General features: G+C 67.3%; 16 protein-coding genes and 1 pseudogene. 5 read left to right on the forward strand and 12 right to left on the reverse strand.

What is annotated here, in order from left to right:
- The first annotated feature begins 221 nt into the window (after positions 1-221).
- Positions 222-989, forward strand: coding sequence for a LuxR C-terminal-related transcriptional regulator (locus B9N97_RS29115; RefSeq protein ID WP_085091321.1), 768 nt, complete (start codon positions 222-224; stop codon positions 987-989).
- 16 nt (positions 990-1005) lie between these two features.
- Here the strand turns inward: B9N97_RS29115 and B9N97_RS36540 are convergent.
- The 11 genes and pseudogenes from B9N97_RS36540 to B9N97_RS29165 form a co-directional block, all read right to left on the reverse strand.
- Positions 1006-1308, reverse strand: a pseudogene (locus B9N97_RS36540) (transposase); the annotation flags it as partial.
- 87 nt (positions 1309-1395) lie between these two features.
- Complete coding sequence (locus B9N97_RS29120; RefSeq protein ID WP_085091322.1) at positions 1396-2475, reverse strand: hydrogenase large subunit; 1080 nt, start codon at positions 2473-2475, stop codon at positions 1396-1398.
- A gap of 12 nt (positions 2476-2487) precedes the next feature.
- Positions 2488-3033, reverse strand: a complete 546-nt coding sequence (locus tag B9N97_RS29125; protein WP_244560990.1) for an NADH-quinone oxidoreductase subunit C — start codon at positions 3031-3033, stop codon at positions 2488-2490.
- Positions 3023-3565 (reverse strand): 4Fe-4S binding protein, encoded by a 543-nt coding sequence (locus B9N97_RS29130; protein WP_085091323.1) that lies wholly within the window; start codon positions 3563-3565, stop codon positions 3023-3025. The genes B9N97_RS29125 and B9N97_RS29130 overlap by 11 nt, the downstream gene beginning before the upstream one ends.
- 14 nt (positions 3566-3579) lie before the next feature.
- A complete protein-coding gene (locus B9N97_RS29135) occupies positions 3580-4488 on the reverse strand; it encodes a respiratory chain complex I subunit 1 family protein (RefSeq protein ID WP_085091324.1) in 909 nt (302 codons plus the stop codon).
- Positions 4485-4994 carry an NADH-quinone oxidoreductase subunit B family protein gene (locus B9N97_RS29140; protein ID WP_085091325.1) on the reverse strand — a complete coding sequence of 170 codons (510 nt, stop codon included), beginning with the start codon at positions 4992-4994 and terminating at the stop codon, positions 4485-4487. Before B9N97_RS29140 ends, B9N97_RS29135 begins: the two co-directional genes overlap by 4 nt.
- Positions 4991-6208 carry a proton-conducting transporter transmembrane domain-containing protein gene (locus B9N97_RS29145; protein ID WP_085091326.1) on the reverse strand — a complete coding sequence of 406 codons (1218 nt, stop codon included), beginning with the start codon at positions 6206-6208 and terminating at the stop codon, positions 4991-4993. The genes B9N97_RS29140 and B9N97_RS29145 overlap by 4 nt, the downstream gene beginning before the upstream one ends.
- A gap of 20 nt (positions 6209-6228) precedes the next feature.
- Positions 6229-8079 carry an NADH-quinone oxidoreductase subunit 5 family protein gene (locus tag B9N97_RS29150; protein ID WP_085091327.1) on the reverse strand — a complete coding sequence of 617 codons (1851 nt, stop codon included), beginning with the start codon at positions 8077-8079 and terminating at the stop codon, positions 6229-6231.
- 14 nt (positions 8080-8093) lie between these two features.
- Complete coding sequence (locus B9N97_RS29155; protein WP_085091328.1) at positions 8094-8366, reverse strand: MoaD/ThiS family protein; 273 nt, start codon at positions 8364-8366, stop codon at positions 8094-8096.
- Between the two features lie 93 nt (positions 8367-8459).
- Positions 8460-10265, reverse strand: coding sequence for an aldehyde ferredoxin oxidoreductase family protein (locus tag B9N97_RS29160; RefSeq protein ID WP_085091329.1), 1806 nt, complete (start codon positions 10263-10265; stop codon positions 8460-8462).
- 2 nt (positions 10266-10267) lie between these two features.
- Positions 10268-10744 (reverse strand): 4Fe-4S dicluster domain-containing protein, encoded by a 477-nt coding sequence (locus tag B9N97_RS29165; protein ID WP_085091330.1) that lies wholly within the window; start codon positions 10742-10744, stop codon positions 10268-10270.
- A 558-nt stretch (positions 10745-11302) separates the two neighbouring features.
- On the opposite strand from B9N97_RS29165, the gene hypA reads away from it, so the two are divergent.
- A complete protein-coding gene (hypA, locus tag B9N97_RS29170) occupies positions 11303-11644 on the forward strand; it encodes a hydrogenase maturation nickel metallochaperone HypA (protein ID WP_085091331.1) in 342 nt (113 codons plus the stop codon).
- Between the two features lie 75 nt (positions 11645-11719).
- Here hypA and B9N97_RS36545 read toward each other — a convergent pair whose 3' ends face one another.
- Complete coding sequence (locus B9N97_RS36545; protein WP_143266919.1) at positions 11720-11923, reverse strand: hypothetical protein; 204 nt, start codon at positions 11921-11923, stop codon at positions 11720-11722.
- A 70-nt stretch (positions 11924-11993) separates the two neighbouring features.
- Here B9N97_RS36545 and B9N97_RS36855 point away from each other — a divergent pair, with 70 nt between their 5' ends.
- The 3 genes from B9N97_RS36855 (at position 11994) to B9N97_RS29185 (ending at position 15171) form a co-directional block, all read left to right on the forward strand.
- Positions 11994-12398: an abortive infection family protein gene (locus B9N97_RS36855; protein WP_143266920.1), complete on the forward strand. Its 405-nt coding sequence runs from the start codon at positions 11994-11996 to the stop codon at positions 12396-12398.
- Between the two features lie 509 nt (positions 12399-12907).
- Entirely contained in the window at positions 12908-13705 is a 798-nt protein-coding gene (locus B9N97_RS29180; protein ID WP_432264216.1) for a substrate-binding domain-containing protein, read from the forward strand.
- 65 nt (positions 13706-13770) lie between these two features.
- On the forward strand, positions 13771-15171 hold the full coding sequence (locus B9N97_RS29185; RefSeq protein WP_167393417.1) for a sensor histidine kinase: 1401 nt from the start codon (positions 13771-13773) through the stop codon (positions 15169-15171).
- The last annotated feature ends 3 nt before the right edge of the window (positions 15172-15174 follow it).

A 15174-nucleotide genomic window follows, 5' to 3' on the forward strand; every position in this document is an offset into this window, starting at 1 on the left:
TGAATCTTTCTCGTATCGCGGGCAGTAAACCGCGACGGGAGCGGTACACAGAAATGGCCTGAAATGCAGAGCGCTTCCTTATTGGCTAAGCCGATGAACATAGCTGAAACTACAGATTACAATTCCACTGATTCCGCGCGCTTTTCCCATTAATTTTACAGAACTCTTTACCTTTTCGCATTGGTCGAGTTTCTCGGGTGTAATGCGATGGAGGTGTTCCCGTGACCAACGAATGCGTTGCGATCGTCGCGGAAAGCAAGCTGTTCCGCGCCGGCATAAAGTCTCTGATCGGATCTCAATTACTGGTTAGCATGGAAGCGGACGGTGCGGTGGAATCGTCGCGTTGGTGCACCGTACCGAACCTGATCCTGGTTGACGCCGTGGAAGGCAACGAGGCGTCCGTCTTCGTTGATCTGAACGCCCGCTTCCCACGGTCGCCGATCGTCTTCCTCTTGCGCCATGCCTCGCGCGAACAGGCCCTTGATCTGCTGCGGCTGGGCGCTCACGGCGTACTCGGTCCCGACCTGCTGGCGGACGCACTGGTCCTGTCCCTGCGCCTCGTTCTCATCGGCCAAATCGTCGTTCCGAGCTTTGCTGTCGATCTCAGCCTGACGGGAGAGACGCACTATCAACCGGTTGGTTTCGACGCCGATGCGGATCTCACCCCGCGGGAAAGGCAGATCCTGGACATGATCGTCCACGGGCAGGGAAATAAGGCGATCGGACTGGCGCTCGGCATCCGCGAACCAACGGTCAAGTTCTACGTCAAGAACATCATGCGCAAGCTGAGGGTTTCCAATCGCACGCAAGCCGCAGTCTGGGCCCTGAACCACGTCGCCCACGCTGACGACGAGACGTCCGTCGATGGTGCAGAGGCCGGAACTGGCATCATTGGTCGAAGCGAACCGCCAGACGTGTCCATCCCCGCCGCAAGCCCGTCGGCAACCCGCCTTTCACCTATCCGGGAGACGGCCGACGTCATGGCATGAGCGGCCGGAGCGGGACTAGACTGCGGGCGATCTGGTCGAGCAGCGGACCGACCAGAGAGGCATCCTCCTCCTCATTGGACGTCAGTTCTGAAGAGGATGATCTCACCCGTGTCGGGTTCGACCGCCAAGTGAAGTTTTCTCCATCTACGGCGCGCCGTCCCGTCCTGGCCGGCGCCCAGGCGGCGATCGCCTCCGGCGTCACTCACGCCGGTCGGGCACCACGCCGGCGCAGCGTCCCATGGTAGGCTGTCCAGTTCTGCATCGGGTACCGGGCATTCGCGATCCTGTGGCGGCGCGGCTCATTGGCCTTGTACCGCATCGGGGGCTCGGCTTCAGTGGGCCGCCTCCATACCCGCTCGCCTTCCCGCCCGCCACCGGCCAGGCTCTTTCGCACCAATGCCTGCCGCTACCGGTCGGTGCAGGAAATGCATGGGTCCACCGATGCCTGGATGATCGACAGGTCGGCCAACGGCTGGCCCATCACCATCGGTTCGATTGCCGGGATGTTCACGAAAGACGGGGTGCGGATCTTGACGCGGGCCGGCGAGGCCCCGCCTTCGGAGGCGACGTAGTAGAAGGCCTCGCCGCGCGGCGCCTCGGTGCGGATGGTCGCCTCGCCGACCGGGATCTCCGGCAGCCCCTGGGTCGCCCGCAGCGGGCCGGGGGGCAGCGACAGCAGCGCCTCGCGGATCAGCCGAACGCTCTCCATCATCTCCAGCGCCCGCACCACGACGCGGGCCAGCACATCGCCTTCCGGCCGGACGACGCTTTCGAAGTCCAGATCGGCGTAGGACAGGTAGGGCTGGTCCTTGCGCACGTCGATGTCGAGACCGGAGGCGCGCGCCACCGGGCCGACCACCGCCCATTCCACCGCCTGCTCCTTAGTCAGCCGGCCGACGCCGCGGGTGCGGGCCAGCGCGGTCGGGTTCTGGGTGAAGGTGGGGATGACGACCTCGCCTAGCCCCTTGGCCAGGGCGTCGAGCGCCGGCAGATGCGCCGCCGGATCGGGGATGTCGCGCAGGACGCCGCCGATGCAGTTCATGCCGTAATTGACCCGGTTGCCGCTGATTGCCTCCAGCGTGTCCATCACCCGCTCGCGCAGGGTGAAGACCTCCATGAACAGCGAATGGAAGCCGATGTCCTCCGCCCCGACACCGGCCCACAGCAGGTGGGAATGCAGCCGTTCCAGTTCGGCGATGATGGTGCGGATGTGGGCGGCGCGCTTGGGCAACTCGATGCCGGCGATGGTCTCCGCCGCCATGCAAAAGGTCATGGCGTGGGTGTTGGAGCAGATGCCGCAGACACGCTCGATCAGGGTGATGACCTCGACCCAGTTGCGTTTCTGCGCCAGCAGCTCGATGCCGCGATAGCTGAAGCCGACCTCGACGGTGGCGGACTCGATGACCTCGCCCTTGCACTGCACCTTGACCTTGAAGGGCTCTTCCAGGGCCGGGTGATAGGGGCCGAGCGGAAAGCTGTAGGGCATGGCCGGAAACTCCTAGGAACGGGCCGGAGGAGGGGCAGGCGGAGAGGCCAGGGGAGAGGCCAGCGGAGAAGAGGGCTTGCGGGCGACCGTCGCCGGGCGGCACATCGCCTCGCGTAGCGTCGCCGTGTCGATGCCTTCCGGACGGATCAGCGGGACCGGATTGGGGTGGCCGGGGAACTCGACCGCGAACAGGTCGCGGATCTCGCGCTCGGCCCAGGACGCCGCCCGGACGTTGGGCGCCAGCGATACGAGCGCGCCGTTGCGGGTGCAGGTCCTGACGTTGATGATCCGATGTTCGTCGATGTAATGGTAGATCACTGTCGATTCGGCGCTGTCGGGGTGCGGAATGGCGGTTACGGTGCCGAGCCGGATGCCCAGCGCCGCCATCACGGCGGCCATCGCCTCCACGTCCAGCAGCGGGGCGTCGGCCCACAGCGCGCCGTTGCGGACGTCGACCGACCGGACGCCGGGGATGGCGCGGAGCGACTCGGTCAGGCGCGGGCACGCGCGATCGCCGTTAGCAGCGGCGGTGTTGGCGATCATGATGTCAGCGGTCATGGCGACCTCCCTCCGCGACGGCACCGTCCGGGGTGAAGGCGGTGCGCAGGCGCGCGCTCGCCGCCCAGCGGCGGCAGTCGGGGCAATAACCGCGCTCGGCCTCGTCCGCACCCGCTGCCCACAGCGCGTCCATCGTCGCCGCAGGCAGCGGGACATGGGCGGCGCCGCAACGGGTGCAGGGCTGCAGGTGGATGACGCTTTCCAGACGCAGACCGTCGCCGCCGGCGCTGTTCATCGAACCGGGGATGTCGGCGCGCAGATGGATCGCCCGGGTCGGGCAGTTCTGCTCGCACAGCCCGCAGAAGGAGCATTGGCCGATGAAGAAATGCCAGGACACCGAGATGCCGGGCTCCTGGGTGAAGTGGATGGCCTTGGGCGCGCAGACGAAGGCGCAGGTGCCGCAGGCGGTGCAGCGGCCGGCGTCGTGGGTGAGCGCGCCGCGGTAGGTCGGGGGCACGACCGGCATGTCGGCCGGCGCGCGGGTGCGCGACGGTCGCAGCAGGTTGCCGAGGATGGTCTTCAGCATTGCCATTGCGGTATCCCCCTTCACCGGACCAGAGTCGCGGCCATCGTGATGGCGGAGGCGAGGCCGCCCCAGACCCAATAGAAGCGGAAGGCCTGGGTCAGGCGCAGCCGCGCGGTGGTGGTCGCCAGCAGCGTCACCCCGCCCAGCACCAAGATGCCGGCGACGAGATAGACCACCAGATTGACCAGCGGCCAGGGCGTCGCCGGGATGAAGACGACGGCGAACAGCTCGGTCAGCAGCACGACCTCGATGGCGTGGGACAGCTTGAACAGCGCCAGCGGCGGGCCGCTGTATTCGATGTGGCTGTCGGCGATGATCTCGTGCTCGGCGTTGGCGATGGAGAAGGGGTTGAGCTTCATCCGCGCCGGCAGCGCCAGCAGGAATGTCAGCGCCGCCAGCAGATGGACGGGGCCGTAGGGCACCTCCTGCAGGGCGCGCATCTGGAAGCTGCCGGCCATCTGCGCCATGGCGATGATGGCGACCAGGAAGGGAAGATTGTAGGCCAGCGACAGGATCGCCTCGCGCATCGCCGCGACCTGCCCGTAGATCGAGCGGCTGACATAGCCGGCCAGCACCTCGCACAGGACCGGCACCTCCATCAGGTACAGCAGCAGCACGACGTCGCCGGGCAGCGACGGCACAGGGTTGCCGGGCAGCGGCACGATGGCCAGCGCCGCGGTCACCGCCGCCACCGACACCAGCGGCAGCGCCAGGAAGATGCCGCGGTTGACGCCCCTGGGAATGACCGTCTCCTTGCCCAATAGCTTCATGACGTCAAAGAAGGGCTGGAAGAAGGGCGGACCCTGGCGGCCTTGCAGCCGGGCCACCAGCTTACGCATGAACCACAGCTCCAGCCAGCCGAGCGGGGCGGCAAACAGCAGGCCGGGCCAGACGGCGACGGCGACCAGATAGGACCAGACGGCGTTCATGACAGCCTCCCGCACCGGCTTTCAGGCTGGCTTCCGGCAAGCCGGCTCTTGGCCAACTGGCTCTTGGTCGCGCCGTCTTCCAGCAGTTTGGCGGCGCGGGCGATGCCGTCCAGGATGGCCTGGGGGCGCGGTGGGCAGCCGGGCACCCAGACATCGACCGGGACGACGCTGTCGAGCGAGCAGCTCAGCACCAGCGGGCTGCCGGCGAAGACGTTGCCCGACGACGGGCAGGATCCCAGCGCCACCACAGCCTTCGGGTTCGGCACCTGGTCGTAGATGTCGAGGATCGCCTGGCGCGAGCGCAGGGTCAGCGTGCCGGAGATCAGCACGATGTCAGCGTGCTTGGGCGTGCCGTGCAGCTCGATGCCCAACTGCTCGGCGTCGTATCGCGGACTGAGCAGTGGCGTGATCTCGATGTCGCAGCCGTTGCAGGAGCCGGCGTTCAGCCGGCAGATCCAGGGCGACCGGCGGCGCGAGATCGCGACGACCCGTTCGATGAGGTTCATTTCACACCTCCCAGCGGGTTGGCCACCAGCGGGCCAGTCAGTTCAGCGACATGTGGATGAGGCTCGAGCGTGGGGCGCAACCGGTTCGGGGCCAGCCCGAACAGCACCGGTGCGACGGCGAAGACCAGCAGGACCGCGGCGGCGAGGCGCGGCAGCGGCTGCCCTCCGGTCCCGACTGCAGGCCCCGCGGCCGCCGGACCGAGCCAGACCCGGTGGATGACGCGGACGTAGCACAGCAGCGCCATCGCCGATGAGGCGTAGAGCACGGTGAGCAGCAGCGGCCCGCCCAGCTCCGCCCCGGCCAGATAGAGCCGCCAATGGCCGATGAAGCCCAGCGTCGGCGGGATGCCGATGAAGCCCAGCGCCCCCAGCATGAAGGTGGCGCTCGCCATCGGCAGCGGAGTCGACAGGCCGCGGTCGTCCAGCGTCACCACGCGGCCGAGATGCCATTCCGCCGCCCCGACCGCACCGAACAGCACGATCTTGCCCAGCGCGTGGCCGAGAATGCCGAACCATGCCCCGGCCATGCCGTCGGCACCCCCGATGATCAGCCCGAGCAGCAGATAGCCCATGTCGTCGATCGAGGAGAAGGCCAGCATCGGCTTCAGTTCGCGCTGCGCCAGCGCCAGCAGCGCGGCGCCCAGCAGCGACAGCACCCCCAGCCCGATCCACAGCGGCGCGAAGCCGGTGAAGATCCAGGGGGCGGTTTCGCGCAGGGCCAGCAGTTCGCAGAAGGCGCCGACATCGACCACCGCGACGATCAGCGCGGTGGTCATCGCCGACGAGGCGCGCGCCACCGCCGGCAGCCAGAAATAGACCGGCACCAGCCCCAGCTTCAGCGCGACGCCGATCAGCAGCAGCGCGACCGCCAGCTTGTCCCACGCCGCGCCCGGCCGCAACGTGCCGAGGCCGGTCAGCGCCAGCGCCGCCCAGGTGCAGAGCGTGGCGAGGACCACCGCCGTCAGGTATTTGCGGGCGGCGGCCCGCGCCGCGTCGGTTCCGCCGCTCCACACCATGCCGACCGCCACCAGTTCGGCGGCGGAGGCAAGCAGGGTCGCCGTCCAAGAATGGCCGGCCAGCCGGGCGGCGATGGCGAGTGCGACCGTGGCGGCGGCGAAGCGCCACCAGGATTGATCGCCCTGCGGAATGGCGCGGGCGTAGAGGCCGACGCCGAGCGCGATTCCCAGGAAGAGTGGTATCAGGACCGTGTCCATGTCGATGCCTCCGGCAGCGCTCAGACCAGCCACACGCCGGCCAGCGCGGCAATCGCGACAAGACCGATGGGCAGCAGCGGGCGATCCTCAAGGACGGCGCCCGCCGCGGTCTGCGCCGCACCGGCCACACGGGTCAGGGCGCGCCAGATCCGGAGATAGCCGGGATCGGGATCGAGCGAATAGACGGGGTGAAAGGCGGTTTCCGCCATCTCGGCGAAATCGACGGCGCCGGGCCGGTCGCCGGCCGGCAGCGACTCGCCGCCGGAATAGACCGACACCAGCCCGGGAGCCGGCGCCTGCGCCAGCCGGTAGACCAGCAGCCCCAGCATGGCCGAGGCCAGCACCACGACGCCGCCGACGGTCACCGCGATGGTGCCGCGGTCGGTCAGGATGCCGAGCCAGCTCATCTCCACGGCCCAGTCGAAGCCCAGCGAGCGCACCGCCGGGGCGACGATCGGCAGCATCAGCAACTGCGGCGCGACACCGAACAGCAGGCACAGCCCGGCCATCGACCCCATGCCGGCCAGCATGCTTGGCGACGCCTCGTGCACCGGACGGCCGAGCAGCGCCTTGGACGGGACGCCGTAGAAGGCGTTGACCGTGGCCTTGAGGAAGGAGAAGGCGGTCAGGATACTGCCGATCCAGCCGACCAGCACGACGACCAGCAGCCCCTTGTCGAGCGCCGCGCTGAACAGCAGCCATTTGGCGACGAAGCCGTTGGTCAGCGGCACGCCGGCGATCGACGCCGCGGCGATGATCCACACCTTCGCCGTCCCCGGCATCGCCGAGGCCAGACCGCCGAGGTCGCGCAGGTCGCGGGTGCCGGTGGCGTGCTGGATGGCGCCGGCGCACATGAACAGCGTGCCCTTGAACAGCGCGTGGCTCAGGCAATAGAACAGCCCGGCCGCCAGCCCGAGATCGGTGCCGAGCGCCAGCCCGACGACGATGTAGCCGAGCTGGCTGACGGTGTGGAAGGCGAGCAGCCGCTTCAGGTCGGTTTGCGCCATGGCGAAGATGACGCCGACCAGGATGGTGACGCAGCCGACCGCCAGCAGCGGAGTTCCCATTGCCTCGTGCCATTGCCCGCCGCCCACCACATACATGCGGGCGATCAGGTAAACGCCGGCCTTGACGTAGCAGGCGGAATGCAGCAACGCCGACACCGGTGTCGGTGCGTTCATCGCCTCCGGGATCCAGGTGTGCAGCGGGAACATCACCGATTTTGCCATCGCCGCGACGATGAACAGCGCGGCGACACCCGAGGTGAAGGCGGAGGCGACGGCCGGATCGGTCCAGGCCAGCGTACCGGCGCGGGCATAGACCAGCACCAGCCCGACGAGGAAGCCATAACCGGCGAGGTGGGTGATGACCAGCACCTTGCGGGCGCCGTCGGTCGCCGCCTTCTGCTTGTACCAGAAGCCGACCAGACTGTAGGAACACAGCCCGATCACCTCCCACGCCAGATAGGCGCCCAGCATGTCGGCGGCGCCGGCGAGCAGCAGCAGGCCGGCGATGAAGACCAGCATGATGGCGTAGAAGCGCGTCGTGCCCTGCTCCTCATGCTCCATGTAGCGGACCGAGAACAGCAGGATGGCGGCGCCGATGCCGGTGCCCATCACCATGAACAGGACGCCCAGCCCGTCGACGCGCAGGGCTAGGGAGAATGGCCCGTCCCAGCCCGGCAGCAGCATCGCCTCCGCCGCGACGCCGGCCATGCTGGCCGGCACCAGCGTCAGCGAGGCGAGGAAGGAGGCGAAGACCACGGCGGTCGCGAGCACCCCTTTCCCGACCGGCGTCAGCCAGCGGGCGAGCAGGAGTTGAAGGACGAAGCCCCCGAGCAGGAGAAGAATGGGGAGCGTTGTGGACGTCATGACCAGCCCCTTTCTCAGCCACCGGCCAGCGGCGGAAAGATGAAGACGTCGGAGTCCGGCGACAGTGGCGTGTCCAGCCCCTGAAGACCGCGCACGTCCTGGCCGTTGACCAGGATGATGGCGTAGCCGGCGAGTTCGCCGTCCTTCAGGACCCAGCGGGCGAAGTTCGGGCCGTATTCGGCGACCAGATCGCGCAGCAGGTCCCGCAGGGTCGCCGCCGGACGCTGCCACACCTCATGCGACTTCTTGGTGGCGTCGCGCAGCAGCGCGAAATAGGAGATTTTCATGGGACAAGTCCCTTCTTCCGGAACCGCCGCCCGACCACCGCCACCCGACTGCCGCCGCCGCGGCGGATGGCCGCGGCGGCGGTTCGGACAGGGTCAGGCCAGCGCCAGCGCGCTCAGCTTCTCCGGCGTGGGCACACCGTTGGCGTCCCAGCCGCGAACACCATAGTAGAGCGGCAGCATTTCCGGCAGGCGGCTGACCGCCCCCTTCGACGGGCCGGTCACGATCGGCTCGCTCAGCAGACGCGGCGGCAGGGTGTCGTCGGCGGCGGTCAGGCCGGCCTTCAGGTTCCACAGCCGCTCCAGGTTCCAGATCCGCTCGCCCGCCTCGATGAAGCTGTCGCCGGTGTAGGCGAAGCCGGTCAGCGCCGTCATCAGCTCGGCGAATTCGGGCGCACCGATGCCGAAGGTGGCGAACAGGCAGGATCCGCTCGAATCCAGCGCCGCCGTCAGGTTCTGGAACAGGGCGACCAGCTCCGCTTTGCCGTCGATGCTGTCCTTGTCGACCTTGACCGGCACACCCAGCACCTCGGGGCTGATGGTGTAGCCACGGACGTGACAGCCGCCACGGTTGTTGGTGGCGTAGTTCAGGCCGATGCCCTGGACCGCACGCGGGTCGTAGGCCGGCATCTCCTGCTTCTTGACCGTCATCGACAGCTCGGGATGGCCGTAGAGGCTGGCCAGCCGGTAAGAGCCCAGCGCCAGCTTCTTGCCGAAGCCCTGGCCGATTCCGGCGAGCCGCACCGCCTCGACCATCGCGTCGGCGTTGCCGAAGGTCAGCTCCAGACCTTCGGTGTCCTCCAGCGTGATGATGCCGCGGTCGAACAGCTCCATCGCGCAGGCGACGGTGCCGCCCATCGAGATGGTGTCCAGGCCGTATTCGTTGCAGTAGTAGTTGGCCTTGATCACCGCGTCGAGGTTGTCGATCCGGCAATCCGGGCCGAAACCCCAGGCGGTTTCATACTCCGGTCCCTCGCCCTCACCCTTGTATTTGGGGTGGCTGACCTTGGTGGCGCGGCCGCAGGAGATGATGCAGGAGAAGCAGCCCTTCGGCCGTTGCAACTGATTGGCCGCCAGCGTCTCGCCACCCACCTTGTCGGCGGTTTCGAAATGGCCGTCCTGGAAGTTGCCGGTCGGCAGGCCGCCCACCGAGTTCAGGATGTTGACCAGCACGTTGGTGCCGTAGAGGCGCAAGCCGGTGCCGCCGACCGGATGCTCCTTGATCATGGTGCTGGCCTTGCTCACCGCGGCGAGGAAGGCGGCCTTGTCGGCGACGGTGACGGCACCGGTGCCGCGCACCACCACCGCTTTCAGGTTCTTCGACCCCATCACTGCGCCGACGCCGGTGCGTCCGGCGGCGCGCTGCATGTCGTTCATGATGGAGGCGATGAAGGACAGATTCTCACCGGCCGGGCCGATGCAGGCGATCTTGGCGTCGGTCGCCGTCTCGGCGTTCAGCGCCTCCGTCGTCTCGGGAACGTCCTTGCCCCAGAGATGGGCGGCGTCGCGAATCTCCACCTTGTCATCCTGGATCCACAGATAGACCGGCTTCGGTGAGCGGCCTTCCAGGATCAGCATGTCGTAGCCGGCGTATTTCAGCTCCGGTCCCCAGGCGCCGCCGGAATTCGACGCGGCGATGGTGCCGGTCAGCGGCCCCTTGGTGACCACGTCGTAGCGGCCGGCCGACGGCGCGAAGGTGCCGGTCATCGGACCCGACGCGAAGATCAGCTTGTTCGCCGGCGACAGCGGGTCGACGGCGGGATCCACCTCGTCATACATGTATTTGGTGCCGAGGCCGCGGGCGCCGATGTAGTCGCGCGCCAAGTCGGTCTTCAGCGCTTCGGTGCCGATCTTGCCGGTGCTGAGATCGATCCGAAGGATTTTTCCTGTCCAGCCGTGCATGATCAGACCTCCGCAAAGGCGTTCTTGAGCTTGGTGGCGAAGGAGCGTTTACGCGCCTGCGCCGACACCGTGTCCTCGACCCATTCCAGCGCGTGGGTGGGGCAGATCGTCGCACAGGCCGGATCGCCACCGCAGGTGTCGCATTTCAGGATCTGCGACCCCAGAAAATCCCAGGAGGCGCAGCCGAACGGGCAGGCCTGCACGCACATCTTGCAGCCGATGCATTTCGACTGATCCAGCTCGACCTGGCCGTTGGCCGGGTTGCGGTGCATCGCCTTCGGCATGCAGACGGTGGTGCAGGCGGCGTCCTTGCACTGCTGGCACATCATGGGGACGGAGAAGCCTTCGCGTTCCCAGGTGTAGACATGGATGCGGGAGGCTTTCGGCCGAAAGTCTCCCTCATGCTCCATGGAGCAGGCGAGTTCGCAGTTGCGGCATCCGGTGCATTTGTCCGGATGGATCATCAGCATCATGCTCATGGTCGGGTGACCTCCTAATAACCGTGACGCGGACTCCGCTTCTCAGCGCTCCTGTCGAGTGCGTTCCGGCCGTTCTGGCCTGCCGGTCTCGCGCGTCCGGTGTTGGGCTGGTTCCTCGGATCGTGGCTTGGCCGGCTCGCGGCAACAGGGGATCGCCGCCGGAACGGCGGAGGAACCGCCGGGCGTGGCCAGAGCTTGGACGTGTGGCATGGGGGACTGGCCCGGGGATGAATCCGGCCCGTCGTGTTCGGGACGCCCGTCAGGGCGGATGGCAACACAGGGTGTTCGTTGTCGATCCGCTGGAGCCCGGGGCTGCCATGCGGACAGTCCGCATCGTTGGAGTGACCATAATCGTTGACCCGTTATGATCAAAAAAGCATAGGGCCCGGCTGTTGACCGTGTCTGGAGGGCGGGGCCGCCAATTTTTGGACCAGACTACTCTTTCTTATCACCAGCCTGCATGCGCCGATATGATTTACATCAACGCCTTTGCACTCGTTATGGTGAAGACATGGAATTGGCCCTGGGGAAGGCCCAGATTTCTTCGGAAACTTACCGATGCACGAACTGTCATTGTGCGAAAGCATCGTCACCCTGGTGGTCGAAAGCGCCGGACGGGAGGGCATCCGCCGGGTGACTCGTGTCACGGTGGACATCGGCGCGGGCGCCGCCATCGATCCGGACGCGCTGCTGTTCTGCTTTCCCCTGGTGACGGAGGACACGCTCGCCGCCGGGGCGGAACTGGCGATCGAGCGGACGGCACTGAAGGCGCGCTGCGACGCCTGCGGCGCCGACTACGCGCCGGACACGCTGATCGCGCCATGCCCGGCCTGCGGTGGGACCCGGCGCACGCTGCTGGCCGGCCGCGACATGCGGGTGGTGTCGTTCGAAGGGGAATAGAGTTTCAGGACGTTGTTGCAGCGAGGCGGTGATTGCGGATGATGGGGCGGGATTGTAGGAGAGGCACCGCCCTCGTCACGTTCTGATCCAATTGATGCCGTTCAGAGCCAACGCCACTCGCTTCCAGCGCCGGTACAGCTCGTCCAGCCAGGGCCGGGTCCAGGGCGTCAGCTGCGGCGAGACGGCACCGGCCGCGTCGCCTTCCACGTCCTCCAGGTCTTCGCCTTCCCCGAGGTCGACCGCCTCCAGGGCAGCGATCGAGGCGCGCACTGCGGCCACGACGCCCCCTGGATCCTTCTCCCTGGCCGCGGGACCGCCGCGGGCCGGACGGGCACGCGCTCCGGCGGCAGTGCGGCGCTGGCGGCCTCGCCCTGGGCGTGCTTCGGGGCGGCCAGAGCGCGCTGGAAGTCGTGGGCGTCCAGGCGGTGGCCGTCGAGGCGGATCATGGCGGTGGCCGAACGGCCGGCGGCATCGGCGGCGAGGTGCCGGCGCCGCGCCCGGTCGGCGAGCGCCTGGTCGAGGCGACCGAGCGTGCGTTCGGCTGTCTGGACTTGCCCCGGACCAGCATATCGAAGAGGTGTTCAAGACCATCCTCGGCAACTGCCAAAGCGTGGTGAACAGCTTGGCCAGCATCCGCAACAAGCTGAGCGATGCCCATGGTCATGGGCGAAAAGCAGTCCGCCCATCGGCACGGCACGGGGAGTTGGCAGTCGATCTCGCGGGAACGGTCGCGACCTTCCTGGTGTCGACCTGACGGGCCCGAGAAGCGGCCAAGTCGGCGACTGAGGGTAGGGATTGATCCCATAGGCGCATTTCGGACCAAAGGTCCTGTGCCGCGGTTGTCCGACCCCGACGAAAGCTCAAACCTGCAGCCCGAGATGAGCCACAAAGAAAGCGGGCGCTCCCGCAGGCGGGTCTCTGCTGGTCTCAACTTGACGAACCCGCTCCCGGCATCGCTCAAGATGCCCCTGCCGCGTCCCACCATCCGGTGGTTCCACCACGTGCCTTGACCGCCCCCATTCCGGCGATGGCCTGACCACCAATGGCACACTTGAGGAAAGTGAGAAAGGAGGAATAGTTTGTACCACGGACGATAAGACGGAATGTGAGTGTCGGACGTTCCTGGCCGCCAGCGCATGCCGTGTCTCTCGGGAGGGCAACGTGCCTAGGGGGGAAAAACCGCAGCATGGATCTCTCCTGCAGTGGAGCCGGCGGTCGTTCCTGTTAGGACTGGGTGCGGCAAGCCTCGTCTCGATGCCGAGCTTGGCGGCTCCTCCCCTGACCGCACCGGTCCGCTTTGGACTGACGCCGGTGTTCCTGGATTCCGATACGGACCTGCTGGCGGCGCTTGAGCGCTACCTGGAGACGCGCCTGTCGCGGCCGGTCAGCCTGGTGAAGCGGCGGAGTTACCAGGAGATCACCACCATGCTCCTGACCGGACAGCTCGACGCCGCCTGGATTTGCGGGTTCCCCTACATCCAGTTCCGCAGCCAGTTGGGCCTGGTTGCCGTCCCGGTCTACCGGAAGCAGCCGCTCTACCAATCCTATGTCATCGTACAAAACAGCGATCTGGCTGTGACCATCGACGATCTGCGCGGTCAGGTGCATGCCTTCTCCGACCCGGACAGCAACTCCGGCTTCCTGGTCACCCGGTACCTGCTGGCGACGATGAACGAGTCCCCGGCCAGCTTCTTCCGCCGGAGCTTCTTCACCTACGGGCATCGGAACGTCGTGCGTGCGGTGGCCAGCGGCTTGGCCCAGAGCGGCAGCGTCGACGGCTATGTCTGGGATGTCATGGCCGAGATCGAGCCCGATCTGGTCGGCCGCACCCGGGTTTGCCATCGCTCGGTCCAACTGGGATTTCCTCCGATCGCCTGCCAAGCCTCCAAGCTCGGCACACCTCTGGTTCGCGAGTTGAGGGCGGCGCTCGTCGATATGCAGACTGACACCGTCGGCCAATCGGTCCTGCATCAGCTCCGACTGGACGGCTTTGCCGTCGGGGAGCCGTCCCTGTTCGACGGCATTGCCGCCATGTCGGATTTCGTGAGGGCTCCGGCATGAAATGGCCCGGGCATCCTCGCACCTGGCCTCTTGCGGTGAAGGCACCGTTGCTGGTGGCCGGTCTCATGGCTGCCGTCGGATCGCTGATCTCTTACACTGTGCTCACCCGTTTGGCCGAAGAGCAGCAGGTGCAAACGCGTCAGCTGGCGGCGGCCCATCTCGGCAGCCTTGCCGTCGCCGTCGAGCCGCACCTGGCCCGCCAGGACGTCTGGGAGACGTTCGATGTGCTGGATCACGCCCGCCGGGCCGCCACCATGGCCTCCGCGCGCCAGCTGGTGGTGGTTCAGCCCGATGTCTCCGTCGTGGCCGCGTCGGATCCGATGGCCTATCCGGTCGGCATGCCGCTGCCGGAAGGATTGCGGGCACGGCTCGGTCGATCGGACGGGCTGGCGATCGACAGCACCCACGAGCTTGCCTGGGTCCATTGGCCCATCGGGTCCGGAACCGTGCCACTCGGTCACATTCTCGCCGAGCTGGACCTGCGACCGCTCGTCAAGCTTCGGCACGAAGTGCTGATGACTTTGATTGCGGTGAATGCAGGACTGACGCTGATGCTGGCCCTCCTGGGCTATGCCCTGGTCCGACGGCTTCTGCGCCCCCTCGCTGTGCTCGACGACCACGTCGAGCGCATGCGAGCCGGTGTGGTCGAACCGATCCCCGGCCGGTATGTCGCCGAGCAGACCGGCGAAATCGGCCGGCTGTACCGGCGCTTCAACGCCATGGCCACCGCTGTCGCCGAACGTGAGGCCCTGGCCGCCCGTCTGGCCGATGAGGAAAAGCTGGCGTTGCTGGGGCGGCTGGCATCGGGCATGGCGCACGAGGTCAACAACCCGCTCGGCGGCATGCTGACCGCCGTCGATACCCTGCAGCGGCACGGCGGCGATGAAGCGGTGCGGCTGCGCTCCGCAGCCCTGATCGAACGCGGCCTCCGAGGGATCGGCAACGTCGTCCGTGCGGCTTTGGTCGCCTACAAGGAGCCGCTGGAAGCCATCGAAATGGCGCCGGACGACCTCGATGATCTCCGCTTCCTCGTCGCTCATGAGGCACAACGCCGACGCATCGGCCTGCTTTGGGAAAACCGCCTGGACAAACCGCTGCCCGTCAATGGCGCTGCCGTCCGCCAGATGGTGCTCAACCTTCTGCTGAACGCCTGTCGGGCTTCTCCTCCCGGCTCCCCCGTGACCATGACCGCCGAGGTCAGGGGTCGGGTCTTGCGGATCGTCATCCGTGACGAAGGGGCGGGCATGCCATCCGAGATGGTGGCCCTGCTGGGATGCAGGGGCTCCACGTCGCTGCCCCAGAACGGGCGTGGGCTGGGGCTGTGGACGGTCGCCCGCCTTCTCGATCGTGTGGGGGGCGAGGTTGATGTCGCCATCGGACCGGCAGCAGGGGGGCCCGCCGCAGGAACCATGGTGACGCTTTCCATCCCCCTCCAAGAGACGAGGCGAAGCCATGAGGCCGCGTAAGGC

The organism is Azospirillum oryzae, assembly GCF_900177515.1.
Classification (GTDB): Bacteria; Pseudomonadota; Alphaproteobacteria; order Azospirillales; family Azospirillaceae; genus Azospirillum; species Azospirillum oryzae_A.